Source organism: Alkaliphilus metalliredigens QYMF, from assembly GCF_000016985.1.
GTDB classification, from domain to species: Bacteria; Bacillota; Clostridia; order Peptostreptococcales; family Natronincolaceae; genus Alkaliphilus_A; species Alkaliphilus_A metalliredigens.
Genome location: NC_009633.1, coordinates 3,153,355 through 3,173,285 on the forward strand (window position 1 = coordinate 3,153,355; position 19,931 = coordinate 3,173,285).

At 36.2% G+C, this 19,931-nt stretch carries 13 protein-coding genes, 1 tRNA gene, 1 pseudogene and 1 other annotated feature; all 15 genes and pseudogenes read right to left on the bottom strand.

Going from position 1 to position 19,931, the window contains the following annotated elements; genetic code table 11:
- Nucleotides 1-155: 155 nt before the first annotated feature.
- The 15 genes and pseudogenes from ileS to AMET_RS15380 all read right to left on the bottom strand — a co-directional run bounded on the left by ileS (nt 156) and on the right by AMET_RS15380 (nt 19,865).
- Complete coding sequence (ileS, locus tag AMET_RS15310; RefSeq protein ID WP_012064219.1) at nt 156-3,257, bottom strand: isoleucine--tRNA ligase; 3,102 nt, start codon at nt 3,255-3,257, stop codon at nt 156-158.
- A gap of 67 nt (nt 3,258-3,324) precedes the next feature.
- Nucleotides 3,325-3,570, bottom strand: a binding site (T-box leader).
- Nucleotides 3,571-3,677: 107 nt separating this feature from the next.
- Entirely contained in the window at nt 3,678-5,447 is a 1,770-nt protein-coding gene (locus tag AMET_RS15315; protein WP_012064220.1) for a glycerophosphoryl diester phosphodiesterase membrane domain-containing protein, read from the bottom strand.
- Between the two features lie 336 nt (nt 5,448-5,783).
- Nucleotides 5,784-6,938: pseudogene (locus AMET_RS15320) on the bottom strand (aminotransferase class I/II-fold pyridoxal phosphate-dependent enzyme); the annotation flags it as partial.
- Nucleotides 6,939-7,056: 118 nt separating this feature from the next.
- Nucleotides 7,057-8,310 (bottom strand): MBL fold metallo-hydrolase, encoded by a 1,254-nt coding sequence (locus tag AMET_RS15325; RefSeq protein WP_041721737.1) that lies wholly within the window; start codon nt 8,308-8,310, stop codon nt 7,057-7,059.
- Between the two features lie 35 nt (nt 8,311-8,345).
- Nucleotides 8,346-9,227, bottom strand: coding sequence for a WG repeat-containing protein (locus tag AMET_RS15330; RefSeq protein ID WP_012064223.1), 882 nt, complete (start codon nt 9,225-9,227; stop codon nt 8,346-8,348).
- Between the two features lie 50 nt (nt 9,228-9,277).
- Complete coding sequence (locus AMET_RS15335) at nt 9,278-10,144, bottom strand: hypothetical protein (protein ID WP_012064224.1); 867 nt, start codon at nt 10,142-10,144, stop codon at nt 9,278-9,280.
- A 198-nt stretch (nt 10,145-10,342) separates the two neighbouring features.
- A complete protein-coding gene (locus tag AMET_RS15340) occupies nt 10,343-11,044 on the bottom strand; it encodes a MotA/TolQ/ExbB proton channel family protein (RefSeq protein WP_012064225.1) in 702 nt (233 codons plus the stop codon).
- A gap of 77 nt (nt 11,045-11,121) precedes the next feature.
- Complete coding sequence (locus tag AMET_RS15345) at nt 11,122-11,637, bottom strand: hypothetical protein (protein ID WP_012064226.1); 516 nt, start codon at nt 11,635-11,637, stop codon at nt 11,122-11,124.
- A gap of 287 nt (nt 11,638-11,924) precedes the next feature.
- Nucleotides 11,925-12,011 (bottom strand) — tRNA-Leu (locus AMET_RS15350).
- A 113-nt stretch (nt 12,012-12,124) separates the two neighbouring features.
- The gene (locus AMET_RS15355) at nt 12,125-13,750 is read right to left on the bottom strand and encodes a peptide ABC transporter substrate-binding protein (protein WP_012064227.1); all 1,626 of its coding nucleotides are present in this window, start codon (nt 13,748-13,750) and stop codon (nt 12,125-12,127) included.
- 161 nt (nt 13,751-13,911) lie between these two features.
- The gene (locus AMET_RS15360) at nt 13,912-14,481 is read right to left on the bottom strand and encodes a lytic transglycosylase domain-containing protein (RefSeq protein ID WP_012064228.1); all 570 of its coding nucleotides are present in this window, start codon (nt 14,479-14,481) and stop codon (nt 13,912-13,914) included.
- A 21-nt stretch (nt 14,482-14,502) separates the two neighbouring features.
- Nucleotides 14,503-15,099, bottom strand: coding sequence for a dephospho-CoA kinase (coaE, locus tag AMET_RS15365; protein WP_041720891.1), 597 nt, complete (start codon nt 15,097-15,099; stop codon nt 14,503-14,505).
- Nucleotides 15,100-15,113: 14 nt separating this feature from the next.
- On the bottom strand, nt 15,114-17,807 hold the full coding sequence (gene polA / locus AMET_RS15370) for a DNA polymerase I (RefSeq protein WP_012064230.1): 2,694 nt from the start codon (nt 17,805-17,807) through the stop codon (nt 15,114-15,116).
- A gap of 218 nt (nt 17,808-18,025) precedes the next feature.
- On the bottom strand, nt 18,026-19,270 hold the full coding sequence (locus AMET_RS15375; RefSeq protein ID WP_012064231.1) for a DUF4349 domain-containing protein: 1,245 nt from the start codon (nt 19,268-19,270) through the stop codon (nt 18,026-18,028).
- Nucleotides 19,260-19,865: an RNA polymerase sigma factor gene (locus AMET_RS15380; protein ID WP_012064232.1), complete on the bottom strand. Its 606-nt coding sequence runs from the start codon at nt 19,863-19,865 to the stop codon at nt 19,260-19,262. Before AMET_RS15380 ends, AMET_RS15375 begins: the two co-directional genes overlap by 11 nt.
- Nucleotides 19,866-19,931: the final 66 nt, after the last annotated feature.

Genomic DNA, 19,931 nt, shown 5'->3' on the forward strand with positions numbered 1-19,931 from the left:
ATATGACAGATAATGAAAGGACCTTCAATTGACCACCTCCGCTCAAATCAGTTTATCTTAAAACATGGGAAATTATTCCTACTTTATTTTCTGTATAGAAAAAAGTCACCTGCAAAGCAGATGACCTTCTTGTTTTTCATTCTATTTTCCGATCCTTAAGAAACTTTTTCTACTTTAATCCCTGTTGGGTGATCATTTAAGTTTTGTATTTCTAATCCATCTTCACTAACCACTTCAATGCTCACTGCCAAGGTTTCCTTCATAATATAATCCCCATGAATTTTGACAGCATTACTGACTACCTCATCTCCATTGAAGTAAATTGTAATATGATCCATCACTTCATAATCGTTGTTCTTTCTCATTTGCTGTACTTTAGAGATGAATTCCCTAGCAAAACCTTCATCAATTAATTCCTGTGTAAGGGTTGTGTCTAATATGACAAAATAGTTGTTTTCCATTTCCACGGTAAAACCTTCCTTAGCAGAAATGTTAATCATAACCAATTCCTTTGTCAGTTCGAAAGCCTCTCCATCTAAGAGAATCTCCACTTTTTCCCCTGCCTCAAGTTTTGGTGCTACTTCGTTGGCATCTAGCTGTCCCAATGCCTTACCAAAGCTTTTAATTTTACCACCTAGCACGGGACCGGCTACTTTAAAGTTGGGCTTCAAGTTAAAGTTCATATATTCTTGTAAATCCTTCTCAAAAACAACTTCTTTTATATTCAACTCTTCCTTCATCAATGGCACTAAATCTAAAATTAGTGATTCATATTTTCCATCTACTAATATTTTTTGTAATGGTTGACGAACCTTGATCTTTGTTTGGGCACGACCGGCTCTTCCTAGACCCACTAGGTCACGGACTAAGTCCATCTTCTCTTCTACCCTTTTATCCATTCGTGCTTTATCAACAACTGGATAATCTGCTAAATGCACTGATTCTTCTCCAGTTAGCTTTTGATGAAGTTCATCTGCAATAAATGGAGCGAATGGTGCCACTAGCTTGCAGACCCCTACTAAAATTTCATAGGTTGTATTATAAACAGCTTTTTTATCCTGATCTAACTCTGATGCCCAGAATCGGCGTCTTGCTCGACGGATGTACCAGTTTGATAAATCTTCATTAACAAATTCCTGAATCTTTCTGACGGCCTTTGTTAAGTCATAGACTGCAAGGTTTTGCTCCACATCACTGATGACACTGTTATACTTAGATAAAACCCATTGGTCTAGTTCTGGTCTTTGGTCATATTCAATAAAAAAGTCATTTGGATCAATGCCATCGTTATTGGCATAAAGTGTGAAGAATGTATAAACATTTTCTAATGTGGTAAAGAACTTACTTTGGATTTCCTTTAATCCGTCAACATCGAAACGTGTTGGCGTCCAAGCTGGTGATACATGTAATAAATACCATCTCAGGGCATCGGCTCCATATTGATCAAATAGCTGAAAGGGATCTACTGTATTTCCCTTTGACTTAGACATCTTGCTTCCTTCTTTGTCTAAGATCAAATCATTGACCAGTACATTCTTGTAGGGTGACTTACCCATGACAAATGTTGAAATGGCCAGTAAAGAGTAGAACCATCCACGGGTTTGATCAATTCCTTCACAGATAAAATCTGCTGGGAATAATTCGTCAAAGTTTTCTTTATTTTCAAAGGGATAATGATGCTGTGCAAATGGCATGGCGCCACTATCAAACCAGCAGTCAATAACTTCAGGTACCCTTGTCATGGTCCCTCCACACTTGTCACACTTCAAATGAATGTCATCCACATGTGGTCGATGAAGCTCAACTGACTCATCAATGTCTTCAATGGCTCTTTCCACTAACTCTTTTCTCGATCCGATGGAGGTGGTGTGTTCGCAGTCACAACGCCAAATATTTAATGGTGTTCCCCAATAACGATTTCTAGAAATGGCCCAATCATTTAGGTTATCCAGCCAATTTCCAAATCGTTTTTCTCCTACATAATCTGGGTACCAGTTCACACTGTTATTATTTGCGATCAATTCATCCTTTAGTTTAGTCATTTCAATGTACCAGCTTGGCTTTCCATAATACAATAATTCTGTTGAACAACGCCAGCAATGTGGATAGTTATGGGTGATCTTTTCTTTGCTAAAAAGCTTTTCTTCTCCATGAAGCCACTTAATAATGTCTACATCACATTCCATGACAAAGCGACCTTCCCATGGTGTACCAATGTATTTACCAGCTTCATCCACAGGCTGTAACACTGGTAAATCGTATTTTCTTCCTACTTGATAGTCATCTTCTCCGAAGGCAGGGGCAATGTGTACCAATCCTGTACCATCAACAGTGGTAACAAAATCAGCCAATGTCACGAAGAAAGCTTTTTTATCTGTTTTAACAAAGGGCATTAATTGCTCATACTCCATATGCTCTAAATCAGTACCCTTCATTTTTTCCATTACTTCATATTCCCCTGCCAACACTTTACCTGCCAGGGCTTCTGCCACATAGTAAACCTTATCTTCAAATCGCGCTTTAATATAGGTCACATTTGGGTGTACAGCTAATGCCACATTGGCAGCCAAAGTCCATGGTGTTGTGGTCCATGCCAAGAAGTACTCATCGGCACCCTTTCGCTTCATTGGGACAACCACTGTGTTGGACTTAATTTCCTTGTATCCTTGAGAAACTTCATGGGAAGCTAATCCCGTTCCACAACGTGGACAATAGGGTAAAATTTTATGTCCTTCGTAAATCATGTCTTCTTTAAAGAACTTATCTAAAATCCACCAAACAGATTCAATGTAATTATTTTCTAGGGTAATATATGGATTATCTAAATCGATGGTATAACCCATTCTTTCCGTCATGTCTCTCCACTGTTTTTCATATGTGAAAACAGACTCCCGACATCGGTCGTTAAATTCTGCGATTCCATAGCCTTCAATGTCTGCTTTGCTCGAAAGCTTTAATTGTTTTTCGACTTCAATTTCTACTGGAAGTCCATGGGTATCCCATCCAGCCTTACGCTTTACTTGATATCCTTTCATTGCATGGTATCGACAAACAGAATCCTTTAGTGTTCTGGCGATTACGTGATGAATACCAGGCTTCCCATTTGCTGTTGGTGGTCCTTCATAGAAAACAAAGGATTCCTTTCCTTGCCGGTTTTCAATACTTTTTTCTAAAATATTATTTGCATTCCATTGACTTGTCATAGCCTTCTCCCGCTCTGCTACAGGCCCATTGGGTAACGTTTTAAATCCTTTCATTATAACCATCCTCTCTTGATATCATATAAATAGCAATAAAACAACAAAAAATCCCTAAGTCAAAAGACTCAGGGACGAATAATCGCGGTACCACCCTCATTACAACACACAGTAAGTTCAAAATTTCATGAAGATTTACTCTGTATTGTCACTTATATACATGTAACGTATGCCTCCGGAAGACCCTAGTTATCTTTTCAAGTCTTCAGCTCCAAGGTGATCTTCGTAAAATTGCTGTCATAATCTCTCACCACTTTGATTATGTCTCTGTGAACAGTCATATTTTCACTACTTTCCTCATCTTCGCCTATTGTAAATGCTCAGTCTATTAAGTTAAATTATATGTTAAATTATACACTTAGAGTCTTTCAAAAGTCAAGGGATGTTATACATCATTTCGTGCTTAACCTTCATTTTTTGTCAAAATCGAATTCCAATGATCTCTTGGACTCTTTCAGGATAATCGGTGATGATTCCATCGATATCATATCTTAACACTTCTTTAATATCTTCATCTAGATTCACAGTCCATACCCATACCTCTCTCTCATCCCTTCGGGCATTTCCAATAAATCCTTTAGATAGCATACTTTGTTCTATTGCATAGAAATCTAAATCTAGGGTAGATAAATCCCCTGCGGCAAAAAACATCACCTGTCCGACTTTGATCTCAGGATTCAGTATCCTAACTTCCCGTAGGATCTCATAGCTAAAGGACTGAATATAATGATCCTGGTCTGCATCCTGTGCCTCTAATACTTCCACTACCTTCCTTGCTAATTCTTCACTAGGCCCATAGGGTTTGATCTCAATAATGAGTTTCGACTTTCCCTTTACCTCCTCTATAACTGCTTCTAATGTAGGTATTCTCTCCCCTATAAACTCATGAGAAAAGCCGATTCCAATATCAAGCTCAGATAGTTCCTCATAGGTTAAGTCCGAAACCAGACTATCTACCCCTGCAACCCTTCTTAAATCTCTATCATGGTTTAAAATCACTATCCCATCCTTTGTTGTTTGGACATCAATTTCAATATAATCTACTTCCTTTTCCATGGCAGCCCTCACGCTACTTAGAGAATTTTCCGGTGCAACATGAAGGTCTCCCCGATGCCCTGCAATGGATACGCTTCTGCCTATATAAATAAGATTTTCGCTGACTGCAAAATTCAGATAAAGCATTACAATTAAATTGATTACTAATATCAAAAATACAAAATTTCTTCGTCTTCTAAATAGCCCGCCCACCAGGTTTTCTAGTTTTTGTAACCTTTTATTGTGATGGATTTTCAGATTATCCTTCAATTCCAATCCTTGCATCACATGAGATTGATAGTATAATCTTGTGAGAAATATGACGTTAATTGGTGTTAATATCAAAGTAAAGATATACGTAGCCAAGCTGGAAAATGTAATAAAATAATTTTCCAATGAATATCCTCTAATACTGACTCTTGCTGGTGTTGAAATCATTCCTACAATTGAAAAAATACTCACTACCAGGGTAAAAAAGGCAACATTTAACAAGATGAGCTTTAGTAAAATCTTTATTCGGTTGTTTTTTGTAAGCTCTAAACTACTGGTAATGGCATCCTTAGTAGATTTACCCTCAAGAACAATAAAGTGAAGCGCAAATATCCATCTCATGAAGAGATAGACAGCCCAAAGTAGCCCCGTGACATACAATACAGAAAAAAGAGAGGACCCCCATATTTTTTCTCTCAAAAACATGGGTAGTTCATAGCTTTCTATTAAAGTTGAGGACAAAGGCAGATCTATCAGAGGAATAAGGAATAGTAAAAAGAGCATCAGGTGTAATGTCCCAAATCCAAATATTTTAGGAAGTGTTTTGATTGTTGTGATGAGTGAATCCGAAATGGAAATATCCTTATAAAAATACTTTTTTTGTGAGATGACAACTAATACACCAAATTCAATGAATATCAGAACAACGGATAACATTGCAATGATAATCAGCCCAGTGACTCCTTTATAATTTAAAGCGATTCTAAAGACTTCATTATTCAATAAGGGTCCCGAACCCATGGAGATTAAAATTCGATTAAATACATAAGCAATGAGTGGCACAAAGATAAAACTTGCCATTAACTTGTAGATCAATTCAAATGCGATATATCGTTTATATGTTTTCCTAAAGTCCTTTAAGCTACTTGTCAATAAGCCAAACATATTAACCCTCCTGCTATAAAATAGGAATTAATTTAGTTCATAAAATACTTTCTATATTTTATACCCTTCCCCTTTAAAGATACACCACCAAATACCCTTCTTTTTATTAAGGATATATTCTAGACTCATGTTTTTTGCAAACCTTGTATAAAGCTGAGCATATTTAACGCTCCTATATTCTCAAAGTATCATAAAAGGTTAGCCCAGTTTGAGCTAACCCTTTGATTGATGATATCTAGTTTCACCTATAGATAGCAATATTGAGTTGCTTATCTATAGGCGTATGCGCATTTAGTTTACTTGACTCATGAGGTTTTGTTATTTAGCTCCGTCTACCTAAAACGAATATACACATCCAATAAATTGTCTGCTAAAGGTTTCTACATCCTTTGCTAATGCTTCAGGGTCTTCCTTATCAATTAATGCCCTTTTAAAGAATTCAGCAATTTGCTTCATTTCTTCTTCCTTCATGCCCCTTCTTGTAGCCTCAGGTGTGCCTACCCTTATTTCAGGACTATTTCCCGAGAAATCATCTGAGCACAAAATTCTTGCTTTTTCTAATTCTTTACCAGGAGCTACATCCACATAGGCGCCTACATCTACTAGTAATAAATGGCTATCTGTATAGCCCTTAGCCTTTCCTAAAACATTAAACCCACTTTCATTTAATGCCTTTGCTAATGCCTTTGAATTATTCACCACTTGCTTACCGTATTCTTCTCCAAACTCCTTCATTTCCAGTATTGAAGCTGCTAAGGCAGGCAATCGATTTAAATGGTGGCTGGTGACTAATGAAGGTGCTAATGTATTCCCTACTTTTTTAATCAGGTCCTCACGATTAGATACCACAAATCCACCCTGAGGTCCCGGAAAAGATTTATGGGTACTACCAAACATAATATCTGCCCCTTCTTCCAATGGATTAGGAAACATGCCCGATGCAATTAATCCCGTCACATGGGATGCATCGTAGGCTAATATAATACCTTCTTGATCTGCAATTTCTCTTAATTCCTTAATTGGTTCAAAAAATAGCGTTCCTGATCCACCAAATATAATCATTTTTGGCTTAAGCGCCAGGGCTTGCTTTTTTAGTTTCTCAGCATCTACAACCCTGTTTTCATCAAAAGCCATATATTCTACTTTGATGATTTCAGCAAACTGTCTCACCTGACACATGGGACCCACTAATCCATGTCCCCAATCACTTAGACTTACTTCGATAACGAGATCCCCCGGTTCAAGCATTCCAAGAACCACTGACATACCTGCCATATGTCCTCCAATAGGTCTTAAGTCCACATATTTTGCTTTAAAAATATCCTTCACAAGTTCGTGGGTTGCCATTTCAAATTCATGAATATATTGATTTCCTGTATACTCTCGGTCCTCAGGATTCATTGTGCTATAGCAGCCATATCGATTGCCAAAATCTCCACTCAAATAGCTCCGTACCTTTTCACTTGCATAGTTTTCTGAAGCAATTAGGTTTAAGCATCCTTCACGATAGCTTTCATGTTTTTCAGAAGATTATCTATATCATTTGATGTTTTAAACATTGTCGCATCCCCTTTCAAATTTACGCTTTAGACTCCACTTTTTTGAGGAGCTAAATCAAGATTGTTTCTCCATCCTCAGCAAGATATACCTTTTCAAAGGCCTCAGCAAATAGATCTGATCTTTCTGTATGAATGGGTATAATTTTTTTAGCACCGCTACTACGAATAACCTTTTTTAAAGAGTCTATGTGAGCATGTCCACTGGTATGTAAATCAATAATATCCATATTGTTATTTTTTGCATAATCCAATAGTCGATCTGTTCTTCTCTGTTTTTTATAACCACGCCACATGGAAAAAATGAAACCTGCGCCTTGTAAATTCTTAATATGCTCAAGATCAGATAGCATGGTGTTCCTAATGAGCATACAGTAATCACTTCTTTTGCCAAGCTCTTCTCTTGAAATCCAATTTCTGTTGAATTGTTTCATCAGTTTTTCCTCTTTGAGTTCTTCAAACATCCTTTTAGTCAGGTGATAGGGATAAAATACTCTCACATCTTTAAATTTACCTGGTTTAGGAATTGTATTATTAAGTTGCGATACAATATGTGCTGTGAAAATATCCATTACAAATATGCGTCCACTTATCTGTGCAGCCCGATACATTCCAACCAATCTATCAATATTGGTTGAAGACTGTAGAACAAAAACCGGCCTATTGGGAGAACTCATAAATTCAAAGGCTTTCTGTTCAATTTGTTCTTCTGTTTCGATTTTTTCAGAAATTCTACTCATCATTGTACCTTCAATTAAAAGTGCATCTACACCCTTAGGTATATTGCTTCTAAAGCAATCCGTGGCCTTTTTCTTTCTTCCGTGATCTCGGAAATCACCGGTATAAACAATACATTTTCCATCGGCTTTTATAACAAATCCATAGGCATCAAAACCAGAGTGGTCTACTAGATAGGGAGTTATAGAGAAGTCTCCAATAGTCATCTCCTGACCACTTTTAAAATAATTTACAGGATTGGCAATGGACTTGCCACCGGTAAATTGAGCGGTTACATTAAAGATTTCCAGTGCTTTCTCCCCTATAAATATGGGTATATCAGTGTCAACATATTCAAGCAGTCCAATATGATCTCCATGTCCATGGGATATTAATATTGCATCTATTTTTTTATCATCTTCTCTATACAACCCTTTCACTCTAGGAAAAGAGGATGGTTTTTTTAGTTTTTCATCATCTATATTGGGTAACTCCTGTCCAATATCCAGAATGATTCTAGTTCTTTCTGTAAATACCTCAGTGCAACTCCCCCCAATTTGTTTAGCCCCTCTATGAATGATCAGATTCACACAAATCTCTCCTTTTACTACTTGATGAGTGTTTTTCATATATACAAGTTCCCCTGAAAACTCCACTGACAAATAGAATTAATCATTAGAGTTGCTTGTTTTTTAGAAAGCTCTATGTTGGCTATCAATCTCCCGTCATTACATAGCACACCATACCCTTCCTCCCTTTTTAAAATATAGTGTTCATCATAGTAACTAAAACTTTTACTTCTAGGGCTAGATTTAATCTGGGGCCTAATGGGTTCTGTATCCAGTTCAGGATGTACAATCAAATTGAAATTCTCATCATACACACCCCACTTCAATATGTACTCACAGGTAGGCTCCAGTTGTGTCTGTATTATAGCTGAGCATAATTTGTCCACGTCCCCTACATGAAGTTCACTCTTTTCTTTTATACCACAAAAAATTAAATTGTGTTTATAGTTTGTCTGCAAATAATCCCACAGAAAAGGAATTATTGATTCATTTTCGATATCAATCAATCCCCATCTTTTATTTTTAGCAACCATAAAGTATTTACGATATGGTATTTCCTCAGCATCATCATACTCCAAAGGAATAATGATTTTTCCATCTGAATCTATATAACCATGCTGACCACCCTGCTTTTCATCGGAATAGCCTTCACTAGCTAACTGAACTCCTAATACAACATGTGCATACCCACGATAAAACGGACCTGCATAATCCCAAGTGGGTTCTATTGCTATTTTTCCTGTGAATATGTCTGCAAATCCCCATTTTCCTTCTATCTCAAATTGAATTAATCCGCCTTCACACTCTTCACGCGCCATAAACATTTCTTCTGGAAAATACAGATTATTATCTTTTCCTAAAAGATACACCTTCTGATCCTTCAGGACTCCATGGGCAGTGTTATCAACTCCAGTATGGTGAATAATACATTTTTGCATATTTGTGTCACCTCCAGATTTTTATAGCAGTCGATATCTTGTTGTAGTATCTATTTATCAAGCATTTTCCATATGGTATCTATATCTATGTTTTCTTGGCTCTTATCTTTGCTCACAAACCATACATTTCCCTTGCCAAGACCTACTTGTAATTTTTGTTTATGTTTATCTATTATTGTTTTTTTCTCTGTTTCAAAAATAATAAGTTTAGCTGATTTACATATATCCTTAATATCATTATTTAAATTTTTGTCAAACACACTGTTCATAAATTCAATATAATATGAATATTGTTTTGTGAAAGTTTCCGCACCTTCATTTATCCAACTTGAATACTCTCTTACTTGATCAATAACTTTTGGAGTGGTTTTAGATACAAGATATTTATTACCTACGACTTTTGCTTCAACAAGCATTAACTTTTTCTTCTGATTATTATATAGCATTAAATCACACTTTTTCCCATCGACTTTATTGAATCTTATCTCTATATCAAGCACTACTGTATTAGATTCTTTACAGCTATGTGTAGATTTATATAATCTGCTTAAAAATTGTCTTTCTGTTTCTTTATTATTTTTAGTTGTGAATCTATTTTTTACACCTTGTTTCAAATCTTCATAAAATGTTTTTAAATCAAAATTATGGTTTTTAAAGATAGAGTTCTTAGAATTTTGTGGTTTATACTTTTCTTCATTATATTTGAGGTAAGCTGGATTATATGAAAACCTATTATTTTTATATTGAAAAATGCACCCCCCCTCATAATAAAAGTCTATCCTATTATCCCTAAGTGCTGGAAAAATTTCACCATGGTCAATATCTTTTTTTATGTATTGATAGATTTCTTCCCCTATAAACATACTTAAATCGAATCCCTCAAATCCCCGCTTAAATTTTCTTTCCTTTTCACTCAAAATAAAAACCTCCTTTATCATAGTTTAGCTTCCACGAAGACTCATATATTGTAATTAACAAATCTGAAAACTGGTCAAAATATTCACTTCCTCCACTTAAAGAGGTTCTTTAAATGGTGCGAGTCAACACTAGTAATAGTTCAATTGCATAAAGATGGATTTCCATGAGACTCTTTCAATGTCTATCAATGCCTTTGCCTATATTAGCCTTAAAACAAATTCTTGAGCAGCGAGACCATCCTTAAGTAACATTGGTCCTATTCTTATTACTTCACCATTCAATTCTTCTACCATGTCATTTGCGTTTAATATATTTCGTACATGTACATTTAACTTTCCACTACTCACCTTTAATGCTAAAGCCATATTAAAATATCCTGCTCTTTTTACCAATTTATTCATATCATCGTTAAGAACAATGCTTAGTATCCTATCCTCAAAAGTTATTGATTCTTCAGAGATAGCATTTGTATCTTCTTCATTGTACTTTAATGACTGTTCTTCCTCAAAAAAGCTATATTCAAAGTCTTGAAAAAATTCTTCCCCAAATATTGAAAGTATTTTTTCAAATAGTATTTTACGTCTTGCGCCACTTTGGATAAGTAGAGCCCCTTCCATTGTTATTCTTTTTTCAAGCAGTTCACCTTCAGAGCACTCCTTGGCATCAATGTAATTTTGGAGTATATTTCTTACGACTTCAGGATGGAATCCTTCAACAATTAATTCAATGGATTTCCTAAAGAAATAAGAATTTAGGGATGGATATTCTTCATCTAAGCTTAGGAGACCTTGTCTATCTGCTTTATCAGATAAATCTAGGATAACTTTTATAAGCTCCTTAAACTCATTCTTTGCCGCGCTATCATAGTCTCTGTTAATGATTCCAATGGTGTTTGACATAAATACCTCTCCCCTCAGTTACTAGCCTAATAATTCTCAAAAAGGACCAAAAATGGGGTTAATGACGCTATTCATATCTATATACGAAAGTCATCTAACCCCATTGGAAAACTAACTAAGTAATATTTATCATAAAGATCATACTCAACACAATACTCTATCTTCTTAAGCTCTTCAAAATCTCTTTGTCTTGTTCTTGAGCTTACATTGGGAAATTTATTTTTATACCAACTACTACAGGTTTCTTGATTTTCAGAATCATCCTCATAATAGGGTTTTTCCGTATGATATCTTAAACCTATCATAATGGTTGCTAACCGTATTAATTTTTCAAGGTGCATGTTTTTTGCTTTATTATCAGAAAAGACGGGTACTGAAAAAGGACAGTGATTGCCATTATCTTTATGTATATATCCTTTTTCTTTTCTTGAAAACTTAACATCAATAAGTCCTGCATTCTTTAGTTCTTTTATATCGCGTAATATTGTTTTAGGACTCGTTTTTATAAAATGTTTGATGTCAGCCACTTCTATAACTGTGCTACATAAAAAGATATGAAATATAGCAAGTTGTCGAGATGTTTTGCTAAGCATTCCGATGACTCTCCTTCACTTTAATTTTATTATACTATAGTGGTAAAAGATAAACGGACAACGGTATGTCATGGTGCCTTTTTCTTCTTTTTTTCTGACAATCATTAATATTAGCCCTTGCTACCGACTTCAGTATTGGATATTACAATACTTTCCACAAAACCTCTCTTAAACCTTCAAATATTACATAATTCTACATAGCTTGGAATTAATAAATTTGTTTAATAGAAAAGTAGAACTTTCCTAACTGCATAAAAAAAACTACCTATCTCTAGGTAGCTCATTTTTGGTGCGGATAACAGGACTCGAACCTGCACGAGCATTCGCTCATAGACCCCTCAAGCCTACGCGTATACCAATTCCGCCATATCCGCATAATATATGTTGTTTCCAATCACTTGTATAGTATATTATGTTTGATAATGAATGTCAACAATCTAATTATAAAAGAGGCATGGATTAGCCATGCCTCTTTTGCTACTTCACATTATTCTTCTTCAACAATGAACCATTCAGCAATGTTGCGATAAACATTATAGTTAGAAGGATGAATATTTCCTTTCACACCATCGTAAGCAATTAATGCACCATTTCTATAGAAGAGACTGGCATAGGGTACTTCATCAACGATGTGTGCTTCCACTTTACTAAAGGCTTCTGCCTTAGCATCCCGATTGGAAGTAGCAAAGTAAGCTTCTAATAAGTCATCCATTTCTTCATTATGATAATTAATATAATTTGCGCGATCTCTTTGTGTTGAATGGAAGGCAAAGGATAAATCCGGTACATAGGATAACTCCCAGCCGCCTATCATTAAATCAAATTGTCCTGATTCTACTCTCTCATTAAATTCTTCCCATTCTAACTTTTCAATGGTTATAGTCATTCCAATTTCTTCTAAGGATTCTTGAATAAATTCAGCGCTTCTCTCTCTTAAAACATTATCTTCATTGATAATCAAATTAAAGCTCAGCGGTGTTCCACTCTCATTGGTCCTCACACCTTCTTCAGACAGAACATATCCCGCTTCCTCTAAGTTCAGGTTTGCTGTGTCGATATCGAATCCATAGCGCAGGTTATTATCATCATGCAGCCATGAATGCGGTGCTACTGGTGCATCCACTACGGTGCCATGTCCTAAGTATAGTTCTTTTATTAATTTATGCCTATCTACACTATATAAAACAGCTCTTCTCACTGCTATGTCTTGTAAAAGTGAGTTGTTAAAATTAAAACCAACAAATTCATAATTTTGACTTACAAACTCAAAAACACGTGCATCTCGATCATCACTATACTTTGTCCAATCAACCGTATTTGGTTGAATAATATCAATCTCTCTACTGTCAAATAATGATAGCTTAGACTCTACATCAGGGGCAATCTTACCTTCAATTTTTTCAATATAGGGTCTTGCACCCCAGTAATTTTCATTTCTCTCTAAATTCATATGACGTCTTGTTTGGTATTCTTCGAATTGATATGCACCTGTTCCAACCACAGGAAATCCTTCTCCGTTGAATTTCTCAATGTCATTTCCTTCAAAAAGATGTGCCGGTAAAATAGGGAAGCTCATTACTTCTAATCCATTGGTAAAAGGTCTAGTAAATGTCACACGAAGGGTATGATCATCAACCATTCTTGCATCTGAAATTTGCTGTACACTCATTCGATAAATTGATGAACCCTGAATCCCTTGTGGATTTCCCTTGATTAAATTGATAGTGAAAATCACATCTTCTCCAGAAAAAGGCTCACCATCATGCCAATAAACATCATCTCTTAATTGAAAATCTATACTTTGTCCATCTGCAGCGACCTGCCATCTCTCTGCCAATAATGGTTCCATGTCCATATCTTCACCAAAGGTAACTAAACTTTCATAGACTAAATGATAAAATTGAAATAAACTCCTGTTTTGATTCAATAGTGGATTTAATGTGTCAAATTGAGTTAAACCGACTCGAAGGGTTCCTCCCGCAACGGGTTCATGAATTTCTTCCACTTCTTCTTCGGTGTTTTGATTAGCCTCTATGTTGTCTTGCCCACATGCTGTCATCAGCAGCATTGTCAAAAGGATAAGTATGATTACAATATTTTTAGCTTTAAACATTTTATGTCCCCCTCAAAATCTGCATTTTAGAAGTTTTTTTCCTCATTATTTTATTATAAACGATTTCAGTGATTCTTTGAACTATAAATCTAAATTTCAAGAAAAAGGTAGAATACTTTGATCCTTTTCTCATGGATAAAACCTTTATAAAGTCTTAGGCCCTACCGATAGATTCTTTTATAGATTTTGTAATCTCTCAGCACTTTTTTTGAGTAAAACCTTGTTTCTCCAAAGGGAATGTATTCTAGTGTCTCTCCATCTGGACTATACTCAGGGTTCCCTAGCCACTTAGTCACATTTCCATTACCAGCATTATATGCCGCCACAATTAATTCTAGTTTATCATCAAATTCTTTGTGTAAAATATTTAAATACCATGTACCCATTTGAATATTCAAATCTGGTTCAAAAAGCATCTCCTCTGTGTAGTTTTCGATTTCCAACCTTTCTGAAGCCCACTGCCCGGTAATAGGGGCAATTTGCATTAAACCCTTGGCATCTGCTCGTGAAATTGCTTCAGGATTAAATCGACTTTCATTGCGCATGATGGACACAACCAAATGGGGATCCACACCATAGTGGTCTGCATGCTTCTCTATTAATTCTTGATAATGAAAGGGGTAGGCAATCCGAAGAATCCAGTTGATACTGAGTACAGAAACCACTGCCATGATACAAATTAGTAGAATAACTAACAATACACGTAATTTTCTTGTAGCAATAAAAATCAATCGTAACCCCTCCGCATTAAATCATTTCATTTGATCCCATAACACTTTAACTTGTTTTTTTAAGTCATCTTGATTTCCAGAGTTGTCTATCACTTGATCAGCATGAGTCATTTTTTCTTCTATTGACATCTGCATTTCAATACGATTGATAGCAGCTCCTTCAGTTAAGTCATTTCTCTTCATTAAACGTTTTTTTTGTATTTCCTTTGAAACCGCAACGACCCACACCTCGTCTACCATCTCTGTTAGCCGAAGCTCAATGAGTAATGCTGCATCAATGATTATAACATAATTTTTCCTATTATTTTTATACCAATTTAATGCTTTTTTAATCTCTTCTATAATTTTAGGGTGTATCATTTCATTTAATTGCTGCATCGCTTGGTGATTATTAAACACCAGTGCCCCCAGTTTTTTGCGGTCTAGGGTTCCGTCCTTTAGAATCATTTCTGTTCCAAAGACCCTTTGAATTTCTTGAAGCACCGGTTCACCCTTTTCAGCCACTTGACGGGCAACAGTGTCTGCATCGATAATAATTGCTCCTAAATTTTTCAATATTTGTGAAACCGTACTTTTTCCAGTGGCAATCCCACCGGTTAATCCGATGATTTTTTTCATGCTCATTTAACCCCTTACTTCGCATCATACCAATTATTGGCATAGGCTAAATCTACTTTCAGCTGTACCTTTAGATTCATTGCTTCTTCCATAGATTCTCTTACTATTTTAATGGCTACCTCTACTTCATTGTCTGGCGCCTCTACAATTAATTCATCATGTACCTGTAAAATTAATTTTGATGTTAATCCCTGCTCCTTTAGCCTACGATACACATTGACCATGGCAATTTTAATAATATCAGCCGCACTTCCTTGAATCGGTGTATTCATGGCCATTCGCTCACCAAAGGATCTAATGTTGAAATTTCTGGATTTCAACTCTGGAAGATATCTTCTTCTATTAAATAATGTAACAACATAGCCCTGCTGGTGAGCCTGCTCTACAATCTCGTCCATATACCTTTTCACCGAAGGATATTTATCCAAATAGTTGTCAATATACTTTTTAGCTTTCACTCTGGTAATATTTAGATTTTGAGATAGTCCATAATCACTGATACCATAGACAATCCCAAAATTAACGGCCTTGGCACTGCTCCTCATGGAGTCAGTAACTTCCTCCATGGGTACATCAAAAATTTCAGCTGCAGTTCTTGTATGGATATCCTGATTTTTAAGAAAGGCATCCAGTAGATTCTCATCTTCACAAATATGGGCTAAGACTCTCAATTCAACCTGTGAGTAGTCTGCATCAATAAACTGATGATTTTCATTAGCCACAAACACCTTTCTGAGTCTTCTACCCATTTCTAGCTTGATAGGAATATTTTGTAAATTAGGCTCTGTACTAGAGATTCGCCCTGTTGTTGTAACCGTTTGATTGAAGTTGGAATGAATACGCCCTGTCTCAGGATTAATAATATTTAGTAATCCATCGACATAGGTACTCTTTAGTTTTGTGACTTGACGATATTCTAAAATCTTAGGAATAATATCATGTTGATCTTGTAACTTTTCCAACACTTCTGCATTAGTAGAATAACCGGTTTTTGTCTTTTTTATTGGGGGTAGTTCCAACTTTTCAAATAGCACTTCGCCTAATTGCTTAGGAGAATTAATATTAAAATTCGTTTCTGCCAGTTCATGGATTGCCTTCGTCAATAAATCGATTTGTTCACCAAACTCTATTTCTAATATTTCTAACATACTTCGGTCCACTTTGATTCCCTTATATTCCATGGCAGCTAACACCTCTACCAAGGGTAATTCCACTTCGTAGTACAGTTTCTCTAATTCAAGTTCTTGCATCTTGGCTTTAATTTCAGGATAGATTTTACCAATAACGCTGACTCTCTGGCACAGATATTTCATTAAGTCTTCCTTAGGGGCTTCTCCAATGGATATTAGATTTTTACCCTTTCCTCTAAGTTCTTCCTCTGACATCACCTCTTGCCCGATATACTGGGCTGCTAAATCCTTTAGGGCATAGCTAGATTTAGCAGGATCAATCAAGTATTCTCCTATCATGGTATCAAATGTGACATTTTTCATTTCGATGTCATGCACATAAAAGTGACGAATTTCATGCTTAATGTCGTGTCCAATTTTATGGATCTCCTCATCCTCTAATACCTCTTTAATTTGTATCAATAGAGCCTCTTTATCTGAAAAGTCCCGTACATCTATGTAATATAGTTTTTCACCATTAACACTAAAGGTAATGGCTAGGATATGATCTAGTACAATGTTTTCTTCTTCTGTTTTTGTTTGGAGTATCATCTGCTTGCCAGCTCTTACTTCATCGAAGGCCTTTTTAAGCTCATCTATATTGGTAATTTGGGCAATCTCATTGGTCATTTTTTCTTGTTTAACAACTACTTCACCGTCAACCTCTTCTTTGCGAGCGATGACTCTGCCAATCAAAGTATTAAACTCGAATTTTTTAAAGAGAGCTAATACCTTTTCTTCATCAATTGCGATCTTTTTTAGTTTTTCTAGCTCAATTTCCACAGGTACATTGGTCATAATCGTTGCTAAGCGTTTACTCATCATGGCTTGCTCTGTGTTATTCTCTACCTTCTCCCGAAGTTTTTGCGCTGAAATTTCTCCCGCATTTTGAATTAAATTCTCTACGGTGCCAAACTGCTTCAGCAATTTAATGGCCGTTTTCTCCCCCACACCAGGAATTCCAGGAATGTTATCAGAATTATCCCCCATCAGTCCCTTTAGATCAATAAATTGTTCAGGAGTCACTTCATATTGCTCCATAATCTTTTGGGGATCATATATCTCCAGGCTAGAAATCCCTTTTTTTGTAAAAAGGATTTTCACCTTTTCTGAAGCCAGCTGCAGCGCATCCTTATCACCCGTTACAATTAAACACTCAATGTCTTGTTCCTCGGCATATTTCGATAGGGTACCAATTAAGTCGTCGGCTTCAAATCCATCAATCTCAACGCGGTAAATATGAAATGCATCTAGTACTTCCTTTAGAGGTTCTAGCTGCTCTGCTAATTCCGGAGGCATTTTTTTTCGGCCTGCCTTGTACCCTTCGAAGCTCTTATGTCTAAAGGTGGGTGCTTTACGGTCAAAAGCCACACTAATATACTGTGGATCGTAGTCGTCCATTACCTTCAGCAGCATTGTCATGAAGCCATAAATGGCATTGGTATGTTGGCCTTCTTTATTGGTCAAAGGTGGTAGTGCATAAAAAGCGCGGTTAATGAGACTGTTCCCATCGATAATCACCATACGTTTTAAGTTCATGGTTGATCTTCCCTTCTATTTCAATATTAGTGTATCAATATTTTAACATGTCTTTCCTTTGTGGTAAAATAATTGCTTTCTTATTAGTATAAACCATTTCACCTTGGATTAACACCTATTTAAATAAGTAAAGCGCTCAAAATGAGCGCTTTTAGACTTTCCAACAGTCTTTCTTTTGTTCACTTTTCATCCTTCTTCAAATACTCAAAATGAGCACATTACTGATTTCTATTCTTTCTTTTTTTCAGTAATACCATTGCAACTGGTCCACCAATTAGACTTATGAAGAGTAAGGGGGGCAGTAACCCCATTAGTCCCACAAGGGTTACTTCAATAAAGCGTATTAATTGGTTTGTTGATCTCACTAATCGATTACTCATTTGAGACCAAAGTCCTTCATCTATGGATTGAATGTTTATTCTTTGGGAGTCAATCTCTGTGAGTGTCAAATCAATGGTTGCGAAATTAACACGTTGGTCATAGCTTTTTAACTGACTCCTCAACTGATTAATTTGCAGTCTTATTCTTGCTAACTCATTTTCAATCCTCATTAAATCCTCTATTTTCTCAGCCTTCTCAAAGAGTTTTCTTAATTGTGTCTCTTGAACCTGTAGGTTCTCTGCTTCTGCTTCAACATTTCTGTATCTATCCGTAATGTCCTCTTCATTGAATCCCTGTTCTTTGACCGCTCCCATGGTCTTTAATTCTTCGAAAACTGAGTCAAAGGTTACACTAGGAATTCTAAGTGTCATGTAGGTCTGCTGTTTCATATCTTCGTCCCTAGGTCCAGTTGAATAATAATGGGTGTTGGTATTCTCTACATATCCCTGGGTTGCCCTCACCTTTGCTAAAACCATTTCATAAACAACTTCCATCTTTTCTACTTCGATGGTTAGGTGTCCTCGTTGAATCCGCATTCGTTGCCCTATTTGTTGGTCAGTTGCATCAGAGACCTCATCTCTCATGACTTCCTCCTGGGCAGATTCAGTAGCAATTCCGTCACTAGGGGCTATCGCATTCTCCTGACCAGAGGTTAAGTTTATATCATTACCCGAACTACGATTATCCATGGCCCCATACGCCATATCTTCTGAGGAGCGAGTGCTCTTTTGTTGAAAGGAAAGGGGATTTTGATTGAGTGCAGTGATTGAGACTACCGCAACTGCCAATGCTGCCGCTAAGCCCATTATGATTTTCTGATTCTTAGTCCTTAACTTTAACTGTCGACTAACCTTTGGCACTTTTTCTTCCTTTAATCTGTCCCTAAAGGTTTCAGTAAAATTTTCTGGTAAATCGATTTCTTCAATCTCGTTAATGCTTTCTACTACTATCTTTAAGTTCTCAAAAACAACATTACATTGACTACAATTCTCTAAATGCAGTTCAAAGTTGCTTTTTTCTTCAGTTGTTAATGTCTCATCAATATAGCCAGATGCATATAAGTGAAAGTCTTTACAGTTCATGGTACCCCTCCTTTCCACGTATTTTTTCAGTAATGAGATTTTTTAGGTTACTCCGTGCTCGATTAATTCTTGATTTAATGGTTCCTTCAGCACAATCTAAAATTTCTGCAATCTCTCGGTAAGAAAAGCCCTCTATATCTCTTAAAATAATAACCTTTCTTTGTTCATAATTTAATAAATTAATCGCGTCATGTATGAGTCGTTGTACTTCTTTTTTCTCTAGCAACTCCTCAGGACCATTTTCATCATCATATACTTCTCTCTTGTATTGTCCCTCTTCTCCTTCATATTCCCGATCTAAGTAAACGACTTTGGTTTTTCTGTTTTTCCGAATGAAATCAACGCATGTATTGGTGACTATGGTGTAAAGCCATGTTGAAAAGCTACTCTTCTCCTGGAATCGATTGATGGCCCTATAGGCCTTCAGTAGCGCCTCCTGGGTGACATCATTGGCATCCTCTAAGTTCCCCAGCATACGATATGCAATGTTAAATGCCTTTTTTTGATGTTGCAAAATCAGCTTTTCAAAGCTTTCAGAATCTCCGTCCTTACTCTTTTCTATTAAAGTTGCCTCCTGTTGATTCAAAGTTTTCACTCCCTTCTCCCACACTCTCCTAATTAATTAGACGAAAAAATATCATTTCAGTTCCATTTTAGTTCC